General features: G+C 65.0%; 15 protein-coding genes and 1 riboswitch. Of the genes, 7 read left to right on the top strand and 8 right to left on the bottom strand.

All coding sequences use genetic code 11. The annotated features are described in order from the left end of the window. Positions 1-1,495 (top strand): LysM peptidoglycan-binding domain-containing protein (locus ABZF37_RS09230; RefSeq protein ID WP_372719146.1); only part of this gene is annotated, 1,495 nt, incomplete at its 5' end. Positions 1,496-1,522: 27 nt separating this feature from the next. Next, positions 1,523-2,338 carry a pyruvate, water dikinase regulatory protein gene (locus tag ABZF37_RS09235; protein ID WP_372719149.1) on the top strand — a complete coding sequence of 272 codons (816 nt, stop codon included), beginning with the start codon at positions 1,523-1,525 and terminating at the stop codon, positions 2,336-2,338. Positions 2,339-2,353: 15 nt separating this feature from the next. Here the strand turns inward: ABZF37_RS09235 and ABZF37_RS09240 are convergent, their stop codons facing one another. Together ABZF37_RS09240 and glgC are read right to left on the bottom strand one after the other, a co-directional pair. Beyond that, complete coding sequence (locus ABZF37_RS09240; protein ID WP_372719151.1) at positions 2,354-3,337, bottom strand: HDOD domain-containing protein; 984 nt, start codon at positions 3,335-3,337, stop codon at positions 2,354-2,356. 528 nt (positions 3,338-3,865) lie between these two features. After that, the gene (gene glgC, locus ABZF37_RS09245; protein WP_372719153.1) at positions 3,866-5,140 is read right to left on the bottom strand and encodes a glucose-1-phosphate adenylyltransferase; all 1,275 of its coding nucleotides are present in this window, start codon (positions 5,138-5,140) and stop codon (positions 3,866-3,868) included. A 265-nt stretch (positions 5,141-5,405) separates the two neighbouring features. Here glgC and glgA point away from each other — a divergent pair, with 265 nt between their 5' ends. Continuing rightward, positions 5,406-6,875, top strand: a complete 1,470-nt coding sequence (glgA, locus tag ABZF37_RS09250) for a glycogen synthase GlgA (RefSeq protein ID WP_372719155.1) — start codon at positions 5,406-5,408, stop codon at positions 6,873-6,875. Between the two features lie 50 nt (positions 6,876-6,925). Beyond that, a riboswitch (cobalamin riboswitch) is annotated at positions 6,926-7,143 on the top strand. Here the strand turns inward: glgA and ABZF37_RS09255 are convergent. Beyond that, positions 7,133-7,270, bottom strand: a complete 138-nt coding sequence (locus ABZF37_RS09255; protein ID WP_372719157.1) for a hypothetical protein — start codon at positions 7,268-7,270, stop codon at positions 7,133-7,135. Its footprint overlaps the riboswitch before it by 11 nt. On the opposite strand from ABZF37_RS09255, the gene btuB reads away from it, so the two are divergent. The 3 genes from btuB to ABZF37_RS09270 all read left to right on the top strand — a co-directional run bounded on the left by btuB (position 7,269) and on the right by ABZF37_RS09270 (position 10,695). After that, positions 7,269-9,128 carry a TonB-dependent vitamin B12 receptor gene (gene btuB, locus ABZF37_RS09260; RefSeq protein WP_372719159.1) on the top strand — a complete coding sequence of 620 codons (1,860 nt, stop codon included), beginning with the start codon at positions 7,269-7,271 and terminating at the stop codon, positions 9,126-9,128. The genes ABZF37_RS09255 and btuB overlap by 2 nt on opposite strands. Before the next feature lie 138 nt (positions 9,129-9,266). Further along, positions 9,267-10,070: a cobalamin-binding protein gene (locus ABZF37_RS09265; RefSeq protein ID WP_372719161.1), complete on the top strand. Its 804-nt coding sequence runs from the start codon at positions 9,267-9,269 to the stop codon at positions 10,068-10,070. Positions 10,071-10,083: 13 nt separating this feature from the next. Continuing rightward, positions 10,084-10,695 (top strand): hypothetical protein, encoded by a 612-nt coding sequence (locus tag ABZF37_RS09270; protein ID WP_372719163.1) that lies wholly within the window; start codon positions 10,084-10,086, stop codon positions 10,693-10,695. Positions 10,696-10,758: 63 nt separating this feature from the next. Here the strand turns inward: ABZF37_RS09270 and ABZF37_RS09275 are convergent, their stop codons facing one another. The 5 genes from ABZF37_RS09275 to ABZF37_RS09295 form a co-directional block, all read right to left on the bottom strand. Further along, on the bottom strand, positions 10,759-12,354 hold the full coding sequence (locus ABZF37_RS09275) for a class I adenylate-forming enzyme family protein (RefSeq protein WP_372719165.1): 1,596 nt from the start codon (positions 12,352-12,354) through the stop codon (positions 10,759-10,761). A gap of 77 nt (positions 12,355-12,431) precedes the next feature. Next, complete coding sequence (locus tag ABZF37_RS09280; protein WP_372719167.1) at positions 12,432-13,265, bottom strand: alpha/beta fold hydrolase; 834 nt, start codon at positions 13,263-13,265, stop codon at positions 12,432-12,434. A gap of 37 nt (positions 13,266-13,302) precedes the next feature. Further along, a complete protein-coding gene (locus ABZF37_RS09285; RefSeq protein WP_372719169.1) occupies positions 13,303-13,788 on the bottom strand; it encodes an aromatic-ring-hydroxylating dioxygenase subunit beta in 486 nt (161 codons plus the stop codon). 87 nt (positions 13,789-13,875) lie between these two features. Continuing rightward, on the bottom strand, positions 13,876-15,156 hold the full coding sequence (locus tag ABZF37_RS09290) for an aromatic ring-hydroxylating dioxygenase subunit alpha (RefSeq protein WP_372719171.1): 1,281 nt from the start codon (positions 15,154-15,156) through the stop codon (positions 13,876-13,878). A gap of 164 nt (positions 15,157-15,320) precedes the next feature. Then, positions 15,321-16,160 carry a 3'-5' exonuclease gene (locus tag ABZF37_RS09295; protein WP_372719173.1) on the bottom strand — a complete coding sequence of 280 codons (840 nt, stop codon included), beginning with the start codon at positions 16,158-16,160 and terminating at the stop codon, positions 15,321-15,323. A gap of 95 nt (positions 16,161-16,255) precedes the next feature. On the opposite strand from ABZF37_RS09295, the gene ABZF37_RS09300 reads away from it, so the two are divergent. Beyond that, the coding region (locus ABZF37_RS09300) for a dihydrodipicolinate synthase family protein (RefSeq protein WP_372719175.1) at positions 16,256-17,242 on the top strand (987 nt) is incomplete at its 3' end.

Here is a 17,242-nt window from a genome sequence, read left to right on the forward strand (position 1 = left end):
AACCGGCGGCGGCTGGTCGGCCAAGCAATCCGAGCCGGTCATTGGTTCTGGCGCCAGCAGCCAGGCGGCGCGCGCCGCGGCGCGCCGGGCCGCGCTGGATCAAGGCTTCGAACTGGATCTGTGGGAACGCCTGCGCAACGGCTTTGCCATGCAGATGCCGAACGACCCGCAGATCCAGACCGAGCTGCGTTGGTACCTTGACCACCCGTTGTTCCTGGAGAATGCGTGGGGACGCGGCAGCCGCTATCTGTACTACATCCTGAACGAGGTCGAACGACGCGGCCTGCCAACCGAACTGGCACTGCTGCCGGTCGTCGAAAGCGCGTTTCAGACCAATGCCGTGTCGCGCAGCAATGCGGTGGGGCTGTGGCAGTTCCTGGCCGAAACCGGCAAAGACTATGGCCTGCACCAGACCACCTGGGTGGACCAGCGTCGCGACGTGATTGACTCCACCCGCGCGGCGCTCGATTACCTGACCACGCTGTCCCAGCAGTTCAACGGCGACTGGGCGCTGGCGCTGGCCGCTTATAACGGCGGGCCCGGATACATCTCGCGCATGTGCGAGACCAATCGATCCAACGGCCGCGGCACGGGCTTCCTGGACTTGCCATTGCGCGGCGAGACACGCTGCTACGTGCCCAAACTGCTGGCCCTGCGCAAACTGCTCGAGAATCCTGAAGCCTACGGCATCAGCCTGCCCGACATCCCGAACGCCCCTTACTTCACCGCGCTGGACGTGGACGGCGCCATCCGGCTGGACACCCTGGCGGTGGTCCAGGATCTCAGCCCGGAGGAAATCCGCTCGCTCAACGCGGGCTTTCACCGCGGGACCACCCCGCCCGGCGGGCCGCATCGGCTACTGATACCGGCCAGCCTTGCCGATGAAGCCCGGCGTCAGCTGGCCAGTCTGCCGCGCATCGCGGTTCCTGCCGAAATGACTGTCAGCGACATACCGCAGCGACGGGTGCAGTGGCGTCGGCACCAGGTGCGCCCGGGCGAAACCCTGACCGGCCTGGCCCAGCGCTATCGGGTCAGCATCTCGGATCTGCGCCAGGCGAACGGGCTACACACCGGCATGCTCAAACAAGGCCAGGATCTGATGATCCCGATCGCTTACGCCGCCGACACCAAACCTGGCCCCAGACGAGGCTGCGACGGCGAGCGCATCGTGCATCGCGTCGCGGCTGGCGACACGCTGTGGGGAATTTCCCGTCGCTACCAGGTGGACCCGAAACAGATCAGCGCCTGCAACCCGGGCGTTGCCGCCGGTGCGCTTGCCGTAGGGCAGCAGGTGCACGTCTTTCGTCCCGCCGAGGCAACCGCCGTGGCCGACGCCACGCGGCTGCGCACATATACCGTGCGGGCCGGCGACAATGCCTGGCGCATTGCCCAGAACTTTGGCGTCAGCCTGGAGCAGCTGCAACTGTGGAACGGCGCCAGGCTTACCCAAACACTCAAGCCGGGCGATCGTCTGACCGTACGCGACGGCGGGTGAACAACCGGCGCCATCAACGAGCCGGGCATGACGCGTAGCGTCTTTTTTGTGTCCGATCAGACCGGCATCACCGTGCAGACGCTCGGCCATGCGCTGCTCACGCACTTTCCAACCGCGCAGATAGAACGCATAGACATTCCGTTCGTCGACAGCCCGGTCAAGGCGACGGCGGCTCTGGCGCGCATCCTCGATGCCGCCGGCGATGGTGAGCCGCCGGTCATCCTGTGCAGCATTTCCGATGACGCCGTGCGGGCGATCATCAAAAGCTCAGGGCTGCTGTGCCTGGATGTACTCGAAGCCTTTATCGCTCCACTCGAGGCCGCCTTTGGGGTAACCGCTGCGCAGCAAACGCTTCACACCCATGGCGCGCCGGAATCGGGGGACTACGAGGAACGGATCGAAGCGATCAACTTCAGCCTGGCTCACGACGACGGTGTGGACGGCAAGCACTTGTCGGACGCCGACATTATCCTGATCGGCGTGTCGCGCTCCGGCAAGACGCCCACCAGCCTGTACCTGAGCCTGCAGTTCGGCATCCGCGCCGCGAACTTTCCATTGACCGAAGATGACCTTGAAAATCAAAGCCTTCCCAAGTCCTTGCTGCCCCATCGCAAGAAACTGTTTGGGCTTAGCATAGACCCGATGCGTATCCACCGCATCCGCGAGGAACGGCGCCCCGGCAGCCGCTACGCCTCGTTGCCGCAGTGCCAGTTCGAGGCCCGCCAGGCGCTGCGACTTTACCAGCGACTGAACATCCCGCACCTGGACTCGACCCACAAATCGATCGAGGAAATCTCCACCACGGTGATCCAGCAGTTCAGCCTGAAGCGGCGCATTTTCTAGCGTCCGGATCCGGGATCACCTAGGCGCCGACAGGCCCTTGACCAAGCTCGCCAGGCGGCGCTCGACCGCTGGCTCAGTCAACGCCGATAACGCGTCCTGCAAACCCACGGCCGCCAGATGCTGCGGCAGGTAGTACGCCTCTGGTCGCTCCCGCAGGGCCTGCATGGCATCGACCAGATCGAAATCGACCTGTCGCCACAGTGCCTGCGCCAAACGGTTCGAGAAATAGCTGACGACGAGCCCCGGCGCCGTCTCCGGATCCAGCGTGTCTGGCCCGCTCACCAGCGGCATCAGACTTTTTCGCAGCGCGACCCGCAGCCCCGCTGGCAACTGCCACACCTGGGCCAGATGAGCCCCGACCATGGCCGAATTAAAACCCAACCGCTCCTGAGTCCCGGCGACCAGGACCGCCAGGTCAAGATCGGCGTTGTACAAATCGGCAATCTGCGGGTAATGCGACACCAATGCGATATCGCCCAGCATAAACAGCAAGGCCTGTGTCGATGTGGCGGCCGGCGCCGGAAGGCGCAGCCGCTGCGCCAGCGCCAGGGCGATACCACTGGCCAGGTAACTGTTGCGCCACAGGCCCTGGTAGATACGCTCGGTGGTCAGATTGCGGCCAGCGGCCGGCACGGTCATGGCGTGACGAATCGCCACGTCGCGCACCAGGTTGGCGCCAAGGTAGGTGATCGCATGCTGGATACTGGTAATTTCAGACCTCAGGCTGAACTGTGCCGAGTTGACAGTGCGCAGCAACAATGCCGCGGTGGCAGGGTCGGTAGCGACAATACGCGCCAGCTCAGCCGGATCATCCCCGGCCTGTGCCAGCTGTAACATCACGCTACGCGGCCGCGGCAAACTGTCCGCAAGGCCGGCCAGACGCAGTGCCACGTCCGGTTCCAGCAAAGTGTCGTCCAATAACCGTAGCGTCACGATCTCGATTGGCGGCGGCTTGATTGCTTCGGCTGCGCCATCCAGTACCGGCGCAGGCGCTTTCATCGGGGGCGTTGGTGTCAGCTGAGTAGCGGCTTTAGCGGCTGTGTTCTGCGATGAGCGGAAACTGGCCGGCGCTGCACCGGAGCGACGACGCGGCGCCCGACTCGACCCGGCAGCGAACCACAAAACCGCAAGCCCACCCATGATCCCCGCGATCAACGCCAAATAGGCCATGGCGACTCCCTTGTTTTGCTTTATTCAGGCACCAGCACCCACAGCAACCCCAACAGCGCCAGCATCCGGTCGGTCAATTACGGCCATGACGCCTTATGACACAGCCCACGACAGATGTCCGCGTTGGCTCGCTGATGTCCATGAGGTCGATTATCGTCCTAATTCGTACACTATGTCTTTGAGTACATGGCATCCGGCCGTCCGGCCCGGCCATAGACTTCAAACGTCAGGCGGCGTGGTCAGGGTCGGGCGACCAAGCGGGGTGAAGCGATATGCCAGACCTGGCGTCTGCCAGGCCACGCCGAGGAGTCATCCCGCGCCCTGCCAGGATACCGATTGGCCCCGTTTGCATCGCGCTTATCGCGCATGATGCAGCGCCTGACCCAGCATCTCCGGGATCACCAGTGTCACGCCGCCGGGAGTAACACTGAAGCGCTGTGCATCGGCTACCGGGTCATAGCCGACCACGGTGCCGGGCGGCAGGATGCAGCCGCGCTCGATGATGGCGCGACGAATACGGCACCCGGCGCCCACATGCACCTGGGGCAGCACCACGCACTGGTCGAGTTCGGCACCCGCTTCGACCCGCACATTGGTAGACAGCAAGGAGCGGCGCACCACGGCGCCGGACACGATGCAGCCACCGGCGACCACCGAGTCGAGCGCCGTACCACGCCGGCCATCGTTGTCGTCGAACACGAATTTGGCCGGTGGCACCTGCTCCTGCAGCGTCCAGATCGGCCACTCGGTGTCGTACAGATTCAGTTCCGGCGTCACCGACACCAGATCCATGTTCGCTTCGTAATAGGCATCCAAGGTGCCGACGTCCCGCCAGTAGGCCTGGACGCCGGTTTGCACATCGCGAAAGGCATAGGCGAAGGCCCGGTAGCGCGTGATCAGACCCGGAATGATATTGCGCCCGAAGTCGTGGCCCGAGCCCGGCATGTCCGCGTCCTTGTACAACTGCTCGTATAGAAATCGGGCGTTGAACACGTAAATGCCCATCGAGCACAAGGCCAGATCGTCCCGTCCGGGCATCGGCTGGGGCTGCGCCGGCTTCTCGTCGAAACGCTGGATACGCAGGTCCGCGTCCACCGCCATCACGCCAAAACCACTGGCCTGTGCCACCGGCACTTCCACGCAGCCGACGGTGACATCCGCCTGCTGGGTGACGTGAGCAGCCAGCATCGGGCCGTAGTCCATCTTGTAGATGTGATCGCCAGCCAGGACCAGCACGTACTCGGGGTTATGCGCGCTGATGATGTCCAGGTTCTGCCACACGGCGTCGGCGGTTCCCGCGTACCAGGAGGTCTCCAGACGCTGCTGCGCCGGCAGCAGCTCGATGAACTCGCCGAACTGACCATTCAACTGCCCCCAGCCACGCTGGATATGCAGCAACAGCGAGTGCGCCTTGTACTGGGTCAGCACGCCAACCCGGCGTATCCCGGAGTTGACACAGTTCGAGAGTGGGAAATCGATGATGCGAAACTTGGCACCGAACGGCACCGCCGGCTTGGCCCGCCACAGCGTGAGCTGCTCCAGCCGACTGCCGCGACCACCGGCGAGAATCAGTGCCAGAGTGCTGCGCGTCAGCTCGCTGATGAAACGTTCCGGATGCCTGGCACCGTTCATGCGTAATTTCTCCGGCCCGGTGGCGTTGCTCGGACGTTTCGGGATTGACAGTTGCCGACGACAATTTAACCCGGGGCCCTGGGCAACCAGCGTGATCCCCAGCATGCAGTCAGCACAAACTTCGTGCCAGCCCGGTTGTTACCATGCCCTCTGATACCAGGTGCGCGCCGCGGTAGTCCATGAACGCAATAAGCATTCCAGAAACCGTCAGCCGCGAACCGTTGCGCTCGGGGTCGGCCGGTATGGTTCCTGAACTGATAGGGCCGTGAGTCGTCGCCCGCGCATCCTGCTGGCCGCCAGCGAAGCCTGGCCGCTGATCAAGACCGGCGGTCTTGGCGACGTGGTTGGCGCATTGCCGGCCGCGCTGCGCAGTGCGGGCGCCGATGCCCGCCTGGTGCTGCCGGCCTACCCGGCAGCGATGGCCGCACTGGCGGGCCTGGAGCCGATCGCGGAATCGGCACTCTATGGCAGCACGGTCACACTGTTTGAGGGCCACATTGGTGCGGGACATCCAGCGGGCCGCGTGCCGGTGTATCTGGTCGGCAGTCCTGCTTTCGATCGCCCCGGCAATCCCTACCAGGACCATGCGGGCCAGGACTGGCCGGACAACGCCCGGCGATTTGCGCTGTTTTGCCGGGCTGCGGCAGCGCTGGCACTCGGCCGTCTGGCGCCGAACTGGCGCGCCGACATCGTGCACGCCCACGACTGGCAAACCGGCCTGCTACCGGCGCTGCTGAGTCTTGAAACGCGCCGCCCGCGCAGCGTGTTCACCATCCACAACCTCGCCTACCAGGGCCTGGTCCCAGCCAGCGACGCCGACGAGCTGAGTCTGCCGCCTGAGTGGTGGCGGTATCAGGCACTGGAATTCCATGGCCAGCTCGCCTTGATCAAGGGCGGCATCGTCTACGCCGACCGCGTCACCACCGTCAGCCCCCGCTACGCCAGGGAGATCACCACGCCGGAGTTCGGCTGTGGCCTGGATGGCCTGCTGCGCCATCGCGCTGCGGCACTGTCCGGCATTCTGAACGGCATCGACAGCACGGTGTGGAACCCGAGCACGGATCCGGCGCTGTCAACGCCGTACGACCGCGATCACCTGGCCGGAAAGCAGGCCAACAAAGCCGCACTGCAGGCCGAGATGGGGCTCGCGGTTGATCCGGATACACTGCTGCTGGGGCTGGTCGGCCGGCTGGTGGCGCAAAAAGGCATCGACCTGCTGCTCGATGCGTTACCCAGGCTGCTGGCCATGCCGGTACAAGTGGTCGTGCTGGGCAGTGGTGAAGCCACGTATGTGCAAGCGCTGCATGCCGCGGCCGCCGCCGCGCCCAGTCGCGTGGCCTTCAGAACCGGTTACGACGAGGCACTGGCGCACCGCATCCAGGCCGGCGTCGATGCCTTGCTGGTACCGTCACGCTTTGAGCCATGTGGCCTGACACAGCTGTATGCCCTGCGCTATGGCACGGTGCCCATCGTGCGCGCCGTTGGTGGGCTGGCCGACACCGTGGTCAATGCCACCCCAAGAGCCCTGGCCACCGGACGCGCCACCGGGATCAGGTTCCAGACAGCCAGCGCGGCAGCCTTGCTGGAAGCAGTAGAACGCGCCTGCGCGTTGTTCCGGGCTGATGAGCCGTGGCGACAGTTGCAGCACGCTGGCATGGCCAAGGACCACTCCTGGGCAGCCAGCGCCCGCGCCTATATGGCGCTTTATCGCGCGGTACTGGACGACCCCGGGTGATCCCGCGTTCGCTGACTGGCGCCGATTGACGACCACGCCATCGCGTCCTAACATCTGGCCCGCTTCGAGGTGTCCTGCGGGCGTTCGCCCAAAGGATGAAACGGGAAGCCGGTGCGTTCGACCCCGAACAATTCCGGCGCTGCCCCCGCAACGGTAAGCGAGTCAAACCGCGGCAACACGCCACTGTGCATCGGCACGGGAAGGCGCCGCGGCTGGGAGTTACGCCCACTCGTCAGCCCGGAGACCGGCCGCGGAGCTTACAGGTCGGCATTGCGGTGGGCGATGCGCCGGGTTCCGTCGCGCATCTGGCGCACCGTCACCCGTGTTCTTGCCCCTGCACCGCCGGTTGGCAAACCCGCAAGTTCGCGCGGATGGGCGCGAGCAGGAGCATTCATGACACGCATACGCATTGCCGGCCTCGTCGCCGGGCTATCTTTGTTTTCGGCCGGCCTTCAAGCCGCCACCGAGCCACCGCTCGTAATCAACATCACCGCCACGCGCCAGGCCCAATCCAACGTCGACAGCCTGGCCTCGGTCACGGTTATCGACCGGGAGCAGATCGAGCGCCTGCAGGCGCGCTCGGTGCCCGATGCCCTGCGCGGCGTGCCGGGCCTTGGCATCAGCAGCAACGGCGGCCGGGGCAAACTGACCACGCTGTTCATGCGCGGCACCGAGTCCGACCACGTGCTGGTGTTGGTGGACGGTATCCGGGTCGGGTCGGCCACGGCCGGTCTTACATCGTTCCAGGACATCCCGATCGACCAGGTGGAGCGCATCGAAATCGTGCGCGGTCCGCGGTCGAGCCTGTATGGCGCGGATGCCATCGGCGGTGTGATCCAGATTTTCACCAGAAAAGGCGGCGGCGCCCTGACGCCACGGCTGTCGGCCAGCGGTGGCAGCCACGGCACCCAGGAGTACAGCGCCGGCCTGTCCGGCGGCGGCGATCGCGGCTGGTTCAACATCGGCGGCAGTCATGTGGAAACTCGGGGCTTCAACAGCTGCGACGGTCTGCCGTTTCCGCCCGGTGGCGGCTGTTTCACCAGCGAGCCGGACCGCGACCCCTACCGCGACACCGGTGCCAGCCTGCGTGCCGGCTACAAATTGACTGACACGTTCCAGCTCGAAGGCCACTACCTGCGCAGCGACGGCGACAACGAATACGACGGCAGCGCCTTCGCCTCCAACAGCACTCAGCTCGTCCAGGACGTCGTCGGCGCGCGTCTGGACTGGCAGGCGCTGCCGTTCTGGCACGCATCACTGTCTGGCGGACGCAGCCGGGACCTGAGTGACAACTTCTTTGAGGACGCATTCAGTAGCGCCTTCGACACCGAGCGGCGCAGCGCGAGTTGGCAGAACGACTTCGCCCTCGCCCCGGAACACCGCCTGACGCTGGGCGCCGACTGGCTGGACGACCGGATCCGGAGCACCACCGCCTACGCCGTGAGCTCGCGCGACAACGCGGCTGGCTTTGGTCAATACCAGGGCCGCTTCGGGGAGCATGACCTGACCCTGGCGGCGCGCCGCGACGACAACCAGCAATTCGGTGGGCATACCACCGGCTCGCTGGCCTGGGGTTATCGTGTCAGTCCGATCCTGCGCGTGATGGCGTCCTGGGGCAGCGCCTTCAAGGCGCCGTCGTTCAACGAGTTGTATTTCCCGTTCAATTTTGGCAATCCAGACCTGAAGCCCGAAGAATCAGACAGCTATGAACTGGGCATTGCCGGTGTCCACGCCGCGTTCACCTGGTCGCTGAACGCCTACCAAACCAGGATTGACGACCTGATCGGCCTGGATTTTTCGAACCTGCCCCCGATTCCCTATCAGGTCAATATCGACCAGGCGCGCATCCGCGGCCTGGAGGCACTGGTCAGCACCAGCCTGGCCGGCTGGGATGTGGTCGCCAATGTAAGCGCGCTCGATCCGGAAAATCGCAGCAACGGCGCCAATCGGGGCAATCAGTTACCGCGCCGCGCCAAGCTGATGGCCCGGCTGGATCTGGACCGCAGCCGGGGCGCCTGGCGTGTGGGAACGACCGTGTACGGTGAAGGCCAACGCTACGATGACCTGGCCAATACCCACTCCCTGGGCAGCTACCTCACGCTTGACCTACGCGCAGCCTACAGCCTGCGCACAGACTGGACCCTGGAGGGCAAGCTCGCCAACCTGTTCAACAAGGATTACCGAACCGCGCGCCTGTTCAACGAAGACGGGCGCAACGTGATGTTCACGGTGCGTTACTCGCCCGCGCATTGATATTCCGGCCGGACCACGCAAGGACCGGGGACAACACCCCGGTCCTTGCCAACCCACGGCAGGGTGGCGCACCCAACCCGAGGCACCTGCGATGAGCGCAAGCCCCCGCCTGCCGTCGCCACGCCGTGACACCGCACGGTGAGCGACCGCCACCCCAGGCGCATCGTGTGCCTCACTCAGGAAACCTGCGAAACCCTTTACCTGCTGGGCGAGCAGCATCGCATCGTCGGCATTTCGGGATTCACCGTACGCCCACCTCAGGCGCGACGCGAAAAACCCAAGGTATCGGCTTACACCAGCGCACGGCTGGATAGAATCCTCGCTCTGAAACCCGACCTGGTACTCGGCTTCAGCGACCTGCAAGCACCCGTCGCCGCCAGCCTGGTGCAGGCCGGCCTCGCCGTGCATGTGTTCAACCAGCGCAGCGTCGCCGGCATCCTGGACATGATCTGCGTGCTAGGCGCGCTGGTGGGAGGCCCGGTCAAGGCGCAGATGCTGATCGACCAGCTGCAAGCCGGCATGGATGCCACCCTGAGCGCCGCCGCGCGCTTGCCCAGGCGGCCGCGCGTGTACTTCGAGGAATGGGACCAGCCGCTGATCAGCGGCATCGGCTGGGTATCCGAACTCATTCATCTGGCTGGCGGTGAGGATTGCTTCGCCGAGCTGGGCAACCGGGCCGCTGCGCAAGGCCGTGTCATCGTTGATCCGGGCGAGGTGGTACGCCGTGCGCCGGACATCATCTTCGGTTCCTGGTGCGGCAAACGCTTTCGACCCCGGCATCTGGCCGACCGGCCCGGCTGGGACGCTATCCCGGCCTTGCATAATGGTCAGGTGTTCGAAATCAAATCCGCCGACATCCTGAGTCCCGGGCCCGCCGCTCTGGATGCTGGCCTGCGCCAGCTGCACCAGCATATCGCCGCCTGCGCGCGGGCATTGCCGTGATACACCGCCGCCGATGAAACGCCTGGCGCTGATCGTTCTGCTGGCGGTGCTGGCCTGGCACTGGTGGCCAGTACCCGTGCCAGGCGTGCAGAACCCACCCCCCATGACCGAGCTGCTGCCCGCAGATCCGCTCGGCGCGCCGGTGCAACGGAATCTGCCCGCCGGACCACAGTTTTCGCTGAACGGCATCCCGGCCCGTGTGCTCGCCGAATACGCGGTCAGCGGACGGGTGCTGTCGTCCGCCCGCTATCGCCTGGGCCGGACCGCCGGCCTGGCGCCCTTCGATTTCGCGCTCGGTTGGGGCCGCATGAGCGAGCCGGCGGTAATCGAACAACTGGACATCAGCCAAAGGGGACGCTGGTACTTCTGGCGTTACCAAGGCGAGCCGCCGCTGCCACGGCGCGAAATCGAAACCTCCAGCGCCAACGTGCATCTGATTCCGGCCGATGCGACCGTGGTGCGCGCCCTGCGCCAGGTCAGCGCCGGCCAACAGGTGGCGCTGCGTGGCTACCTGCTCGAACTGCGCGCCGCCGACGGCTGGCAGTGGCGCAGCTCAATGAACCGTGAGGATACCGGTGACGGCAGCTGCGAGTTGCTGTACGTGCAGACCGTCGAAAGACCGTGAGCCGGACTGCCCGGCGCCGCGGCGTCGGGCCAGGCGCGCACCGGATTTTCTTTACAGAGCCGGTTAGTCCGCGCACAGTTGCTCGCCCCATGGCAAGGTGTCCGGGTGCTGCCGAAACCCCTCGCGGATCTGGTGTTTGGCAATCTTGTGAGTGCCGCCCTTGGGCAGTTCCTGCACGATCTGCACGTATTTGGGCACTTCCCACTTGCCGACCTTGCCGCGGCAAAACTCGATCAGTTCCTGCGGCGTGGCGGTAGCGCCGTCACGCAGCGACACCACAGCCACCACCGCCTCGCCCCACTCGGGGTGGGGCGCGCCCACAACGGCGCACTCGCGGATCGCCGCGTGTTCCGCCAGTACGTTTTCCACCACCACCGGGAACACGTTGAAAGCGCCGGAGATGATCATGAACTTCTTGCGGTCGGTCAGATAGTAATAGCCACGCTCGTCGGCCTTGCCAAGGTCGTTGCAGCGCAGCCAGGCGCCGCGCTCGTCGTGACCGAACAGCTCGGCGTTCTCGTCGGGCCGGTTCAGATAGCCGGCGATGTTGGTGTCGGTAAGCGCCCACAGCTCGCCAACCTCGCCGGTCGGCAACGCCCTGCCGTCGGTATCGCGAATCGACAGGTCGACATGCAGCGCCGGTTTGCCGCACGAGGTCAGCAGCTGCGGTTCACCGGCGAAGGCCCGCAGGTGATCCTCGTGGCGCAGGAAGGACAGCCAGCCACCCGTAGACTCAGTGAGGCCGTAAATCTGCATGATTTCGCCGCCGAAGGTGGCGTGCCAGTCGCGGATCACAGGCGGACGGGTCGGCTCGGAGCCGTAGACGATCTGGCGCAGCGACGAGGCGTCGTAGTGCCCGGCCTTGTAGAGCTCCAGCACGCGCTGCAACAGGGTTGGCATCAGGATGGAGCTGGTTGCGCACTCTTCCTGCAGGAGATCCAGCCAGCGGTCGGCCTTGAAGTCGCCATCAGGCAGCACCATGCGCATGCCGTTCACCATGCCAAACGAGTTCAGCACGATGCCGACACCGGCTGTGGAGCCGGGCGACAGGAACACATCCTCGTGGCGCAGGCCGATCTGCAGGTTGGTGTGCAGCAGGCATTCGCGCACGCTGCGCTGGGTCCACAGCGCGCCTTTGGGCAAGCCGGTGGTGCCGGACGTGTAGCTGATGCCGATGATGTCGTCGTCCGTCAATACCGGCAGCTCGGGGCGCGCGTTGTGCTGCGCGATCAGGGTTTCGTAGTCCAGCTCCAAGCCGTGACCGGCGCCCATGCCGACCAGTCGCACACCCGCGGCGCGTATTTCGTCCAGATGCGCCGCCAGCAGCGGCAGGCAGTTGTTCTGCACGATCAGCAGCCTGGCATCACAGTCCCTGATCAGATGCAGCATTTCGCGCGGCGCGTAACGCCAGTTCACGCCCACCCGCACGGCGCCGATCTTGATGCAGGCGAACCAGTGCTCCAGCACTTCGACGTGATCGTGGGCGAGTATGGCCACCACGTCACCTTTGCCCAGACCCATGGCCTGCAAGGCGACCGCCAGGCGGTCCGAGCGCTCGTGCATCTGGCCCCAGGTTCGACGCACGGCGCCGTCGACGAAGGCGACTTTATCCGGATAACTGGTGGCGCAGCGGCGCACGAAATCGCGCGGCAGGATCATGGCGGACTCCTCCTGAAATGCGTTGAGCTTGCGGGTGGCCGATAGCCGGACCATGCCGCCATTTATGGTTCGAGCGACTACAAACTCGACAAGAAACCCAGTACGGCTTCGGTAAACACATCGTTGCTGTCGCCGGCCACCATGTGACCGGCGCCGGGCACTTCCACGAACTGCGCATGCGGCACGGCGGCCAGGAATTCGCGCGCGCCCTCGGGGCTGACCACATCGCTGATCTGGCCCCGGATCAGCAAAGTCGGCAGCGTCAGCGCGCGGGCAGCCGCTTCCAGGCGTTCCCGCACGGACGCGCCCTTGGCGAAGGACTGCATCATCCGCGTGTCCCAATGCCAGTAATACCGGCCATCGCGCAGGCGAAGGTTGCGCTCCAGGCCGGATACGTCGTCCGGTCGCGGACGGTGCGGCAAATAACTGGCAACCGCATCCGCCGCTTCCTCGAGCGACGCGAACCCGCGCGGATTGCCGGCCATGAAGTTGCGCACCTGCCCCTCGCCGCGCCGTTCGATGCGCGGCACGATGTCCACCAGCACCATCGCGCGCAGGAATTCGCCTTGTCGTTCGCCCTCGCCGAGCAAACCGACCAGCCCGCCCAAGGACGCGCCGACCAGCACCGGCGGACTGGCCAGGGTAGCGACCACACCACGAAAGTCCGCGACGTAATCGTCAAAACTGTAGTGGCCGTCGTGCGCCCAGTCGCTCTCGCCGTGGCCGCGCTGGTCCACCGCCAGCACATACCAGCCACACTGCGCCAGCACGCGGGCCGTACCCTGCCACGAGTGGCGCGTCTGGCCGCCGCCGTGCAGCAGGACCACCGGCGGATTGGCAGAGTCACCCCAGGCCTCGGCTGCCAGGGTCATCTGGCCCTCGCCGCCAAAGCTCAATCTTGCCGATGTCATCACCGTCGCCACACTTGTGTCCTCGCAGGCGCCGCGATCAGACCAGGAACGAGATGTTCGGAATCGGCTCGTCCGCATTGACCAGCACCACTTTCTTGGCGGCCATCAGCCAGCCGCTGCCGCCGCGGCGCAGCCGGTGCGTGGTGCGCCCGCCCCAGACGTGCATGTCATGAGTGGACTGCACCGCCAGTTCGAGCAGGATGAAATTGGACCCCACGACGTACTCGTCGCCATCGACTGCCTCGACCACGATGCCGGAAACAACCCGCCGCATGGGCGACGGTGGCGTCTGGCTATGGCGCGTACCGGTGAGCAACAGCTGAATACGGGTGTGAATGCGCCGACGGTTGTCGTTGATGTGCGACACCTGTTTTTCCGCATCCAGACCCTCGGCGCGCGGCACCCAGTAATGGCCGTCGTCGGCCCACAGCGCTTCCCACTCCGTATAACGGGATTCGTCGCACAGGCGTGCTTCGTGATGAATGAAGTCGCTGATTTGCCTCAGCAGCTGGTCTGAAACCATGGCAGTCGATCCTGAAAGTCGCGGCGGGTGCGCGCCAGCGCGCCGCCGCGATTGAAACGGGGGAGGTTTGGTACTGGACCGGCGGAATCAGGTCACAGCCCGCAGATCGCGCTGCATCGCGGTCTTGTAGCGCCGGTAAAAAGCCCGGTTCACCGTTTCGTCCGACATGTGCGACACGGTCAGCCCGTCTTGCTGATACTCCCGATGCAGACCACGGCTCAGATCCATCCACTCTGGCTGCTGGGCGGCCAGGCCCGCCTGGTTGCGCTCGGCGATGACCACGTCCTCCGGAATCAGAAACGAGCCCGGACCCACGGCGCCCTCGGTCTGGTGAATCGCGCGCTGGTTCACTTCCGGCGCGCCTTTGAGCAGCATTGGGGTATACAGCTGCACGCATTCGCCTGCGCTGACCGGGTAATAGAAGACGACGTTCAGTTCGCCCAGAAACAAGTTCGGAAAGATGATGGCGTGCGGCGGGCCGCCGCAGAACATTTCGTTGGCTTTTTCCTTGCCGTAGTGCGCTTCCATCGCCTTGACGTAATTGGGCAGTTTCGACGCCGACACCCGACCGAACCACTCGAACGGATTGCCCCGTTTGCGGTAGGCCACGCCAAAGTCGATCTCGATGTGCCCGTTGCCCCAGTCCCTCACCACCGGCTCGGCCCCGCTCTGGATAAGATCGATGGCCTGTGAATCGGTGGCGGACATGAACGAGGAATGCGTGAAATCGACGTGGTACCCGTCGCAGTCGTTCTCGGGCAGCATCTTCCAGTTGGCCTTGAATCTATGCTTCAGCCAACCGGCGGTCAGGTCCAGTTCACCCTCGGGCGACAGATCGCAGCAGCGATCCAGTAATTCCCTGGCCCGGCCCAGATGTTCGTCCAGCGTCATGCCGGAATGATTCAGGCTCGCGAACACGAAGCCGCGATAAACCTCCACCTGCGCGGCCGGCACCATGCCGTGCGCCGATTTGTCGAAGCCGGCGCCGTAGCCATCCGCCTGCGGCGTATCCAGAAGACTGCCATCCAGGTCGTATACCCAGCCGTGGTAAGGGCACGCGAATACTTTGCTATTGCCGCTTTCGCGGGCACAGACTTTGTTGCCCCGGTGGGCACAGCGATTGCGCACGACATGCACGCGACCGTCCTTGCCGCGCGACATGATGACCGGCTGATAACCGATCTGGCGGGTAACGTAATCGCCTGGGCCCGGAATTTCGCTGTCGTGGCCGACGAATACCCAGCCGTTGTGAAATATCTTTTCCATCTCCTCGTCGAAGATGACCGGGTCCGTATACAGCGCGCTGTGGACGCGGTCCGCCTGAACCAGCACGTCGTAGTCGACAGGAACAGCACGTTCTGTGCGCATGTGGATCCCTCCTTACCTCTTTGTATCGTTGTAGGCCGCATATGGCGCACCTGCGTCATCCCGCGGGAAGCCGCATCGGCGCGCGACTTGCCGGCTAGCTTACCTTCGTTGGGGCGGTCGCGCGTGACGGGCGGGTCCCACTCCGGTTCACCCGCAACGCTACTTCAAGGCCGACCGGACAACTGATCCCACGCAGTCAGGTAGGTCGCCAGATGCGCGCGGCCCTGCGCGATCAGACCCTCCACCAGCGCCCGCACGCGTTGTTGTTCTTCTGCGTAGCCGCGGTCGTCGAAGTGACCGCCCAGATGCGCCAGGCGCAGCCACACCAGGTAGGTGGTGAGCGCGTCGCACTCGTTGTAGGCAACAATCCGGTCCAGCTGGCCGTCCAGCCACAGTCCCGCCACCGCGTTGCCATCCACGTCCAGCTTGCCGGGAATGCCGGACAGCGTGGCCAGTTCGTGCAGCGACGGCGTGGCCTTGCCCCAGCCGCCCAGGATGTCCTTGATGTCGACATGCGCGTCGCCACGGGCGAAGTAATCAATCCCTTCCCAGGGCTTGTCCGGTCGCCGGCAAAAATCCGCCGCGCTGATGCCGTTGACCACTGCCCGCTGCAGGAGGATCTTAAGGTCGGCGGCAATCGAGTTGAAGCCGACCAGCTGCGGCTTATGCTCGCCAATGGCGTCCAGAAAGGTACCGATGACGTGGCTTTCCGCGACCTGCGCGGGGTCGGCAATGTCCCGCGGCAGGGACAACAGGTGCAGTTGCACGCTGCCGTCGCGGCGCCGTTGGCGGGTGACCGCGGCAATCGATACCACCCGGCAGACGATGGTTTTGAGAAAAGGCATCGGGTCTTCAGCACTGGCGCCGCCGTGCTGCCACATCTGCTCGATAACCTCGCGGTCGCCCAGCTCGGCTGGCAGACGGTGCAGTGCCCGCCCGGCCGCCGGATCGGGCACCCATTCGCAATCGAACGCCCACACTTTGTCGAACACGCTCTTGAACACGCCTCACTCTCCTGGGGAAGCTTGACCGACTGGTCAGCCGCCAATAGCGGCATTATGCTAGCGTCCCCGATTCTGCCACTTTTGAGGACACCGCCATGCCGGCACGACGCGACCGCCTGACTGTAAATGACGTCAATGGCGCCTGGGCCATCATTCCCACCCCGGCGGTGGACAACGCCGAGGACTGGCGCTGCGAGGACAGCATCGACTATGACGAAGTCGCCAAGGCCGTCGATGGCCTGATCGTGGGCGGCGTCGACGCCATCATGGCCCAGGGCACCTTCGGCGAAGGCGCCACCATCACCTGGGAAGAAAAGAAAAAGATGATGGAGGTGATGGTCGAGACCGCCCGCGGGCGCAAGCCGATCTTCGTCGGAGTGACCACGCTGAACACCCGCGACACCATCCGCCAACTGAAGCACGCGCGGGACATCGGCGCCGACGGCACCATGCTGGGCCTGCCCATGTGGCAGGTATGCGACGTACCCAACGCCGTGCGCTTCTACCGCGACGTGGCCGAGGCGGTGCCGGAAATGGCCATCTGCATATATGCCAATCCAGAGGCGTTCAAGTTCCAGTTCCCGACCCCGTTCTGGGCCGGCGTGTCCGAGATTCCGCAGGTCATAACCTGTAAGTACATACATATCGGCCTGCTGTCCGTACACACCGCAGTATCCAAAAAACGCATCCGTTTCCTGCCGATCGAGTTCGACCACCTGGACGCCGCCCGCATCGATCCGGAGTTCCACACCGCCTTCTGGTCGCCGTGTGCCAACGGCGGGCCGGAGATGACCATCCGCATCCGCGACACCGTCAAGGACGCCATCAAGACCGGCGACTGGAGCACGGCGCTACGCGTATGGGGCGCCGCTGCGCCGGTGATCGGCAACCTGATGCCGCCGGGCGGCTTTGCCGAGTTCTCGCGCTACAACATCCAGCTGGACAAGGCGCGCATCAACGCCAGCGGCTGGATGAAGGCCGGCCCCTGCCGCCCGCCGTACATCACCGCCCCAGCCAACTACCTGGAAGCCGCGGCCAAGGCCGGCAAAGGCTGGGCGGAGCTGTGCGCCAAGGTGCGCGCC

The organism is Immundisolibacter sp., from assembly GCF_041601295.1.
Lineage (GTDB): Bacteria > Pseudomonadota > Gammaproteobacteria > Immundisolibacterales > Immundisolibacteraceae > Immundisolibacter.

Coding starts and splice junctions, on each gene's coding strand:
- ABZF37_RS09235 (WP_372719149.1), top strand. CDS start 1,523: ATGACGCGTAGCGTCTTTTTTGTGTCCGATCAGACCGGCATCACCGTG.
- ABZF37_RS09240 (WP_372719151.1), bottom strand. CDS start 3,337: ATGAAAGCGCCTGCGCCGGTACTGGATGGCGCAGCCGAAGCAATCAAG.
- glgC (WP_372719153.1), bottom strand. CDS start 5,140: ATGAACGGTGCCAGGCATCCGGAACGTTTCATCAGCGAGCTGACGCGC.
- btuB (WP_372719159.1), top strand. CDS start 7,269: ATGACACGCATACGCATTGCCGGCCTCGTCGCCGGGCTATCTTTGTTT.
- ABZF37_RS09255 (WP_372719157.1), bottom strand. CDS start 7,270: ATGAATGCTCCTGCTCGCGCCCATCCGCGCGAACTTGCGGGTTTGCCA.
- ABZF37_RS09270 (WP_372719163.1), top strand. CDS start 10,084: ATGAAACGCCTGGCGCTGATCGTTCTGCTGGCGGTGCTGGCCTGGCAC.
- ABZF37_RS09275 (WP_372719165.1), bottom strand. CDS start 12,354: ATGATCCTGCCGCGCGATTTCGTGCGCCGCTGCGCCACCAGTTATCCG.
- ABZF37_RS09280 (WP_372719167.1), bottom strand. CDS start 13,265: ATGACATCGGCAAGATTGAGCTTTGGCGGCGAGGGCCAGATGACCCTG.
- ABZF37_RS09285 (WP_372719169.1), bottom strand. CDS start 13,788: ATGGTTTCAGACCAGCTGCTGAGGCAAATCAGCGACTTCATTCATCAC.
- ABZF37_RS09290 (WP_372719171.1), bottom strand. CDS start 15,156: ATGCGCACAGAACGTGCTGTTCCTGTCGACTACGACGTGCTGGTTCAG.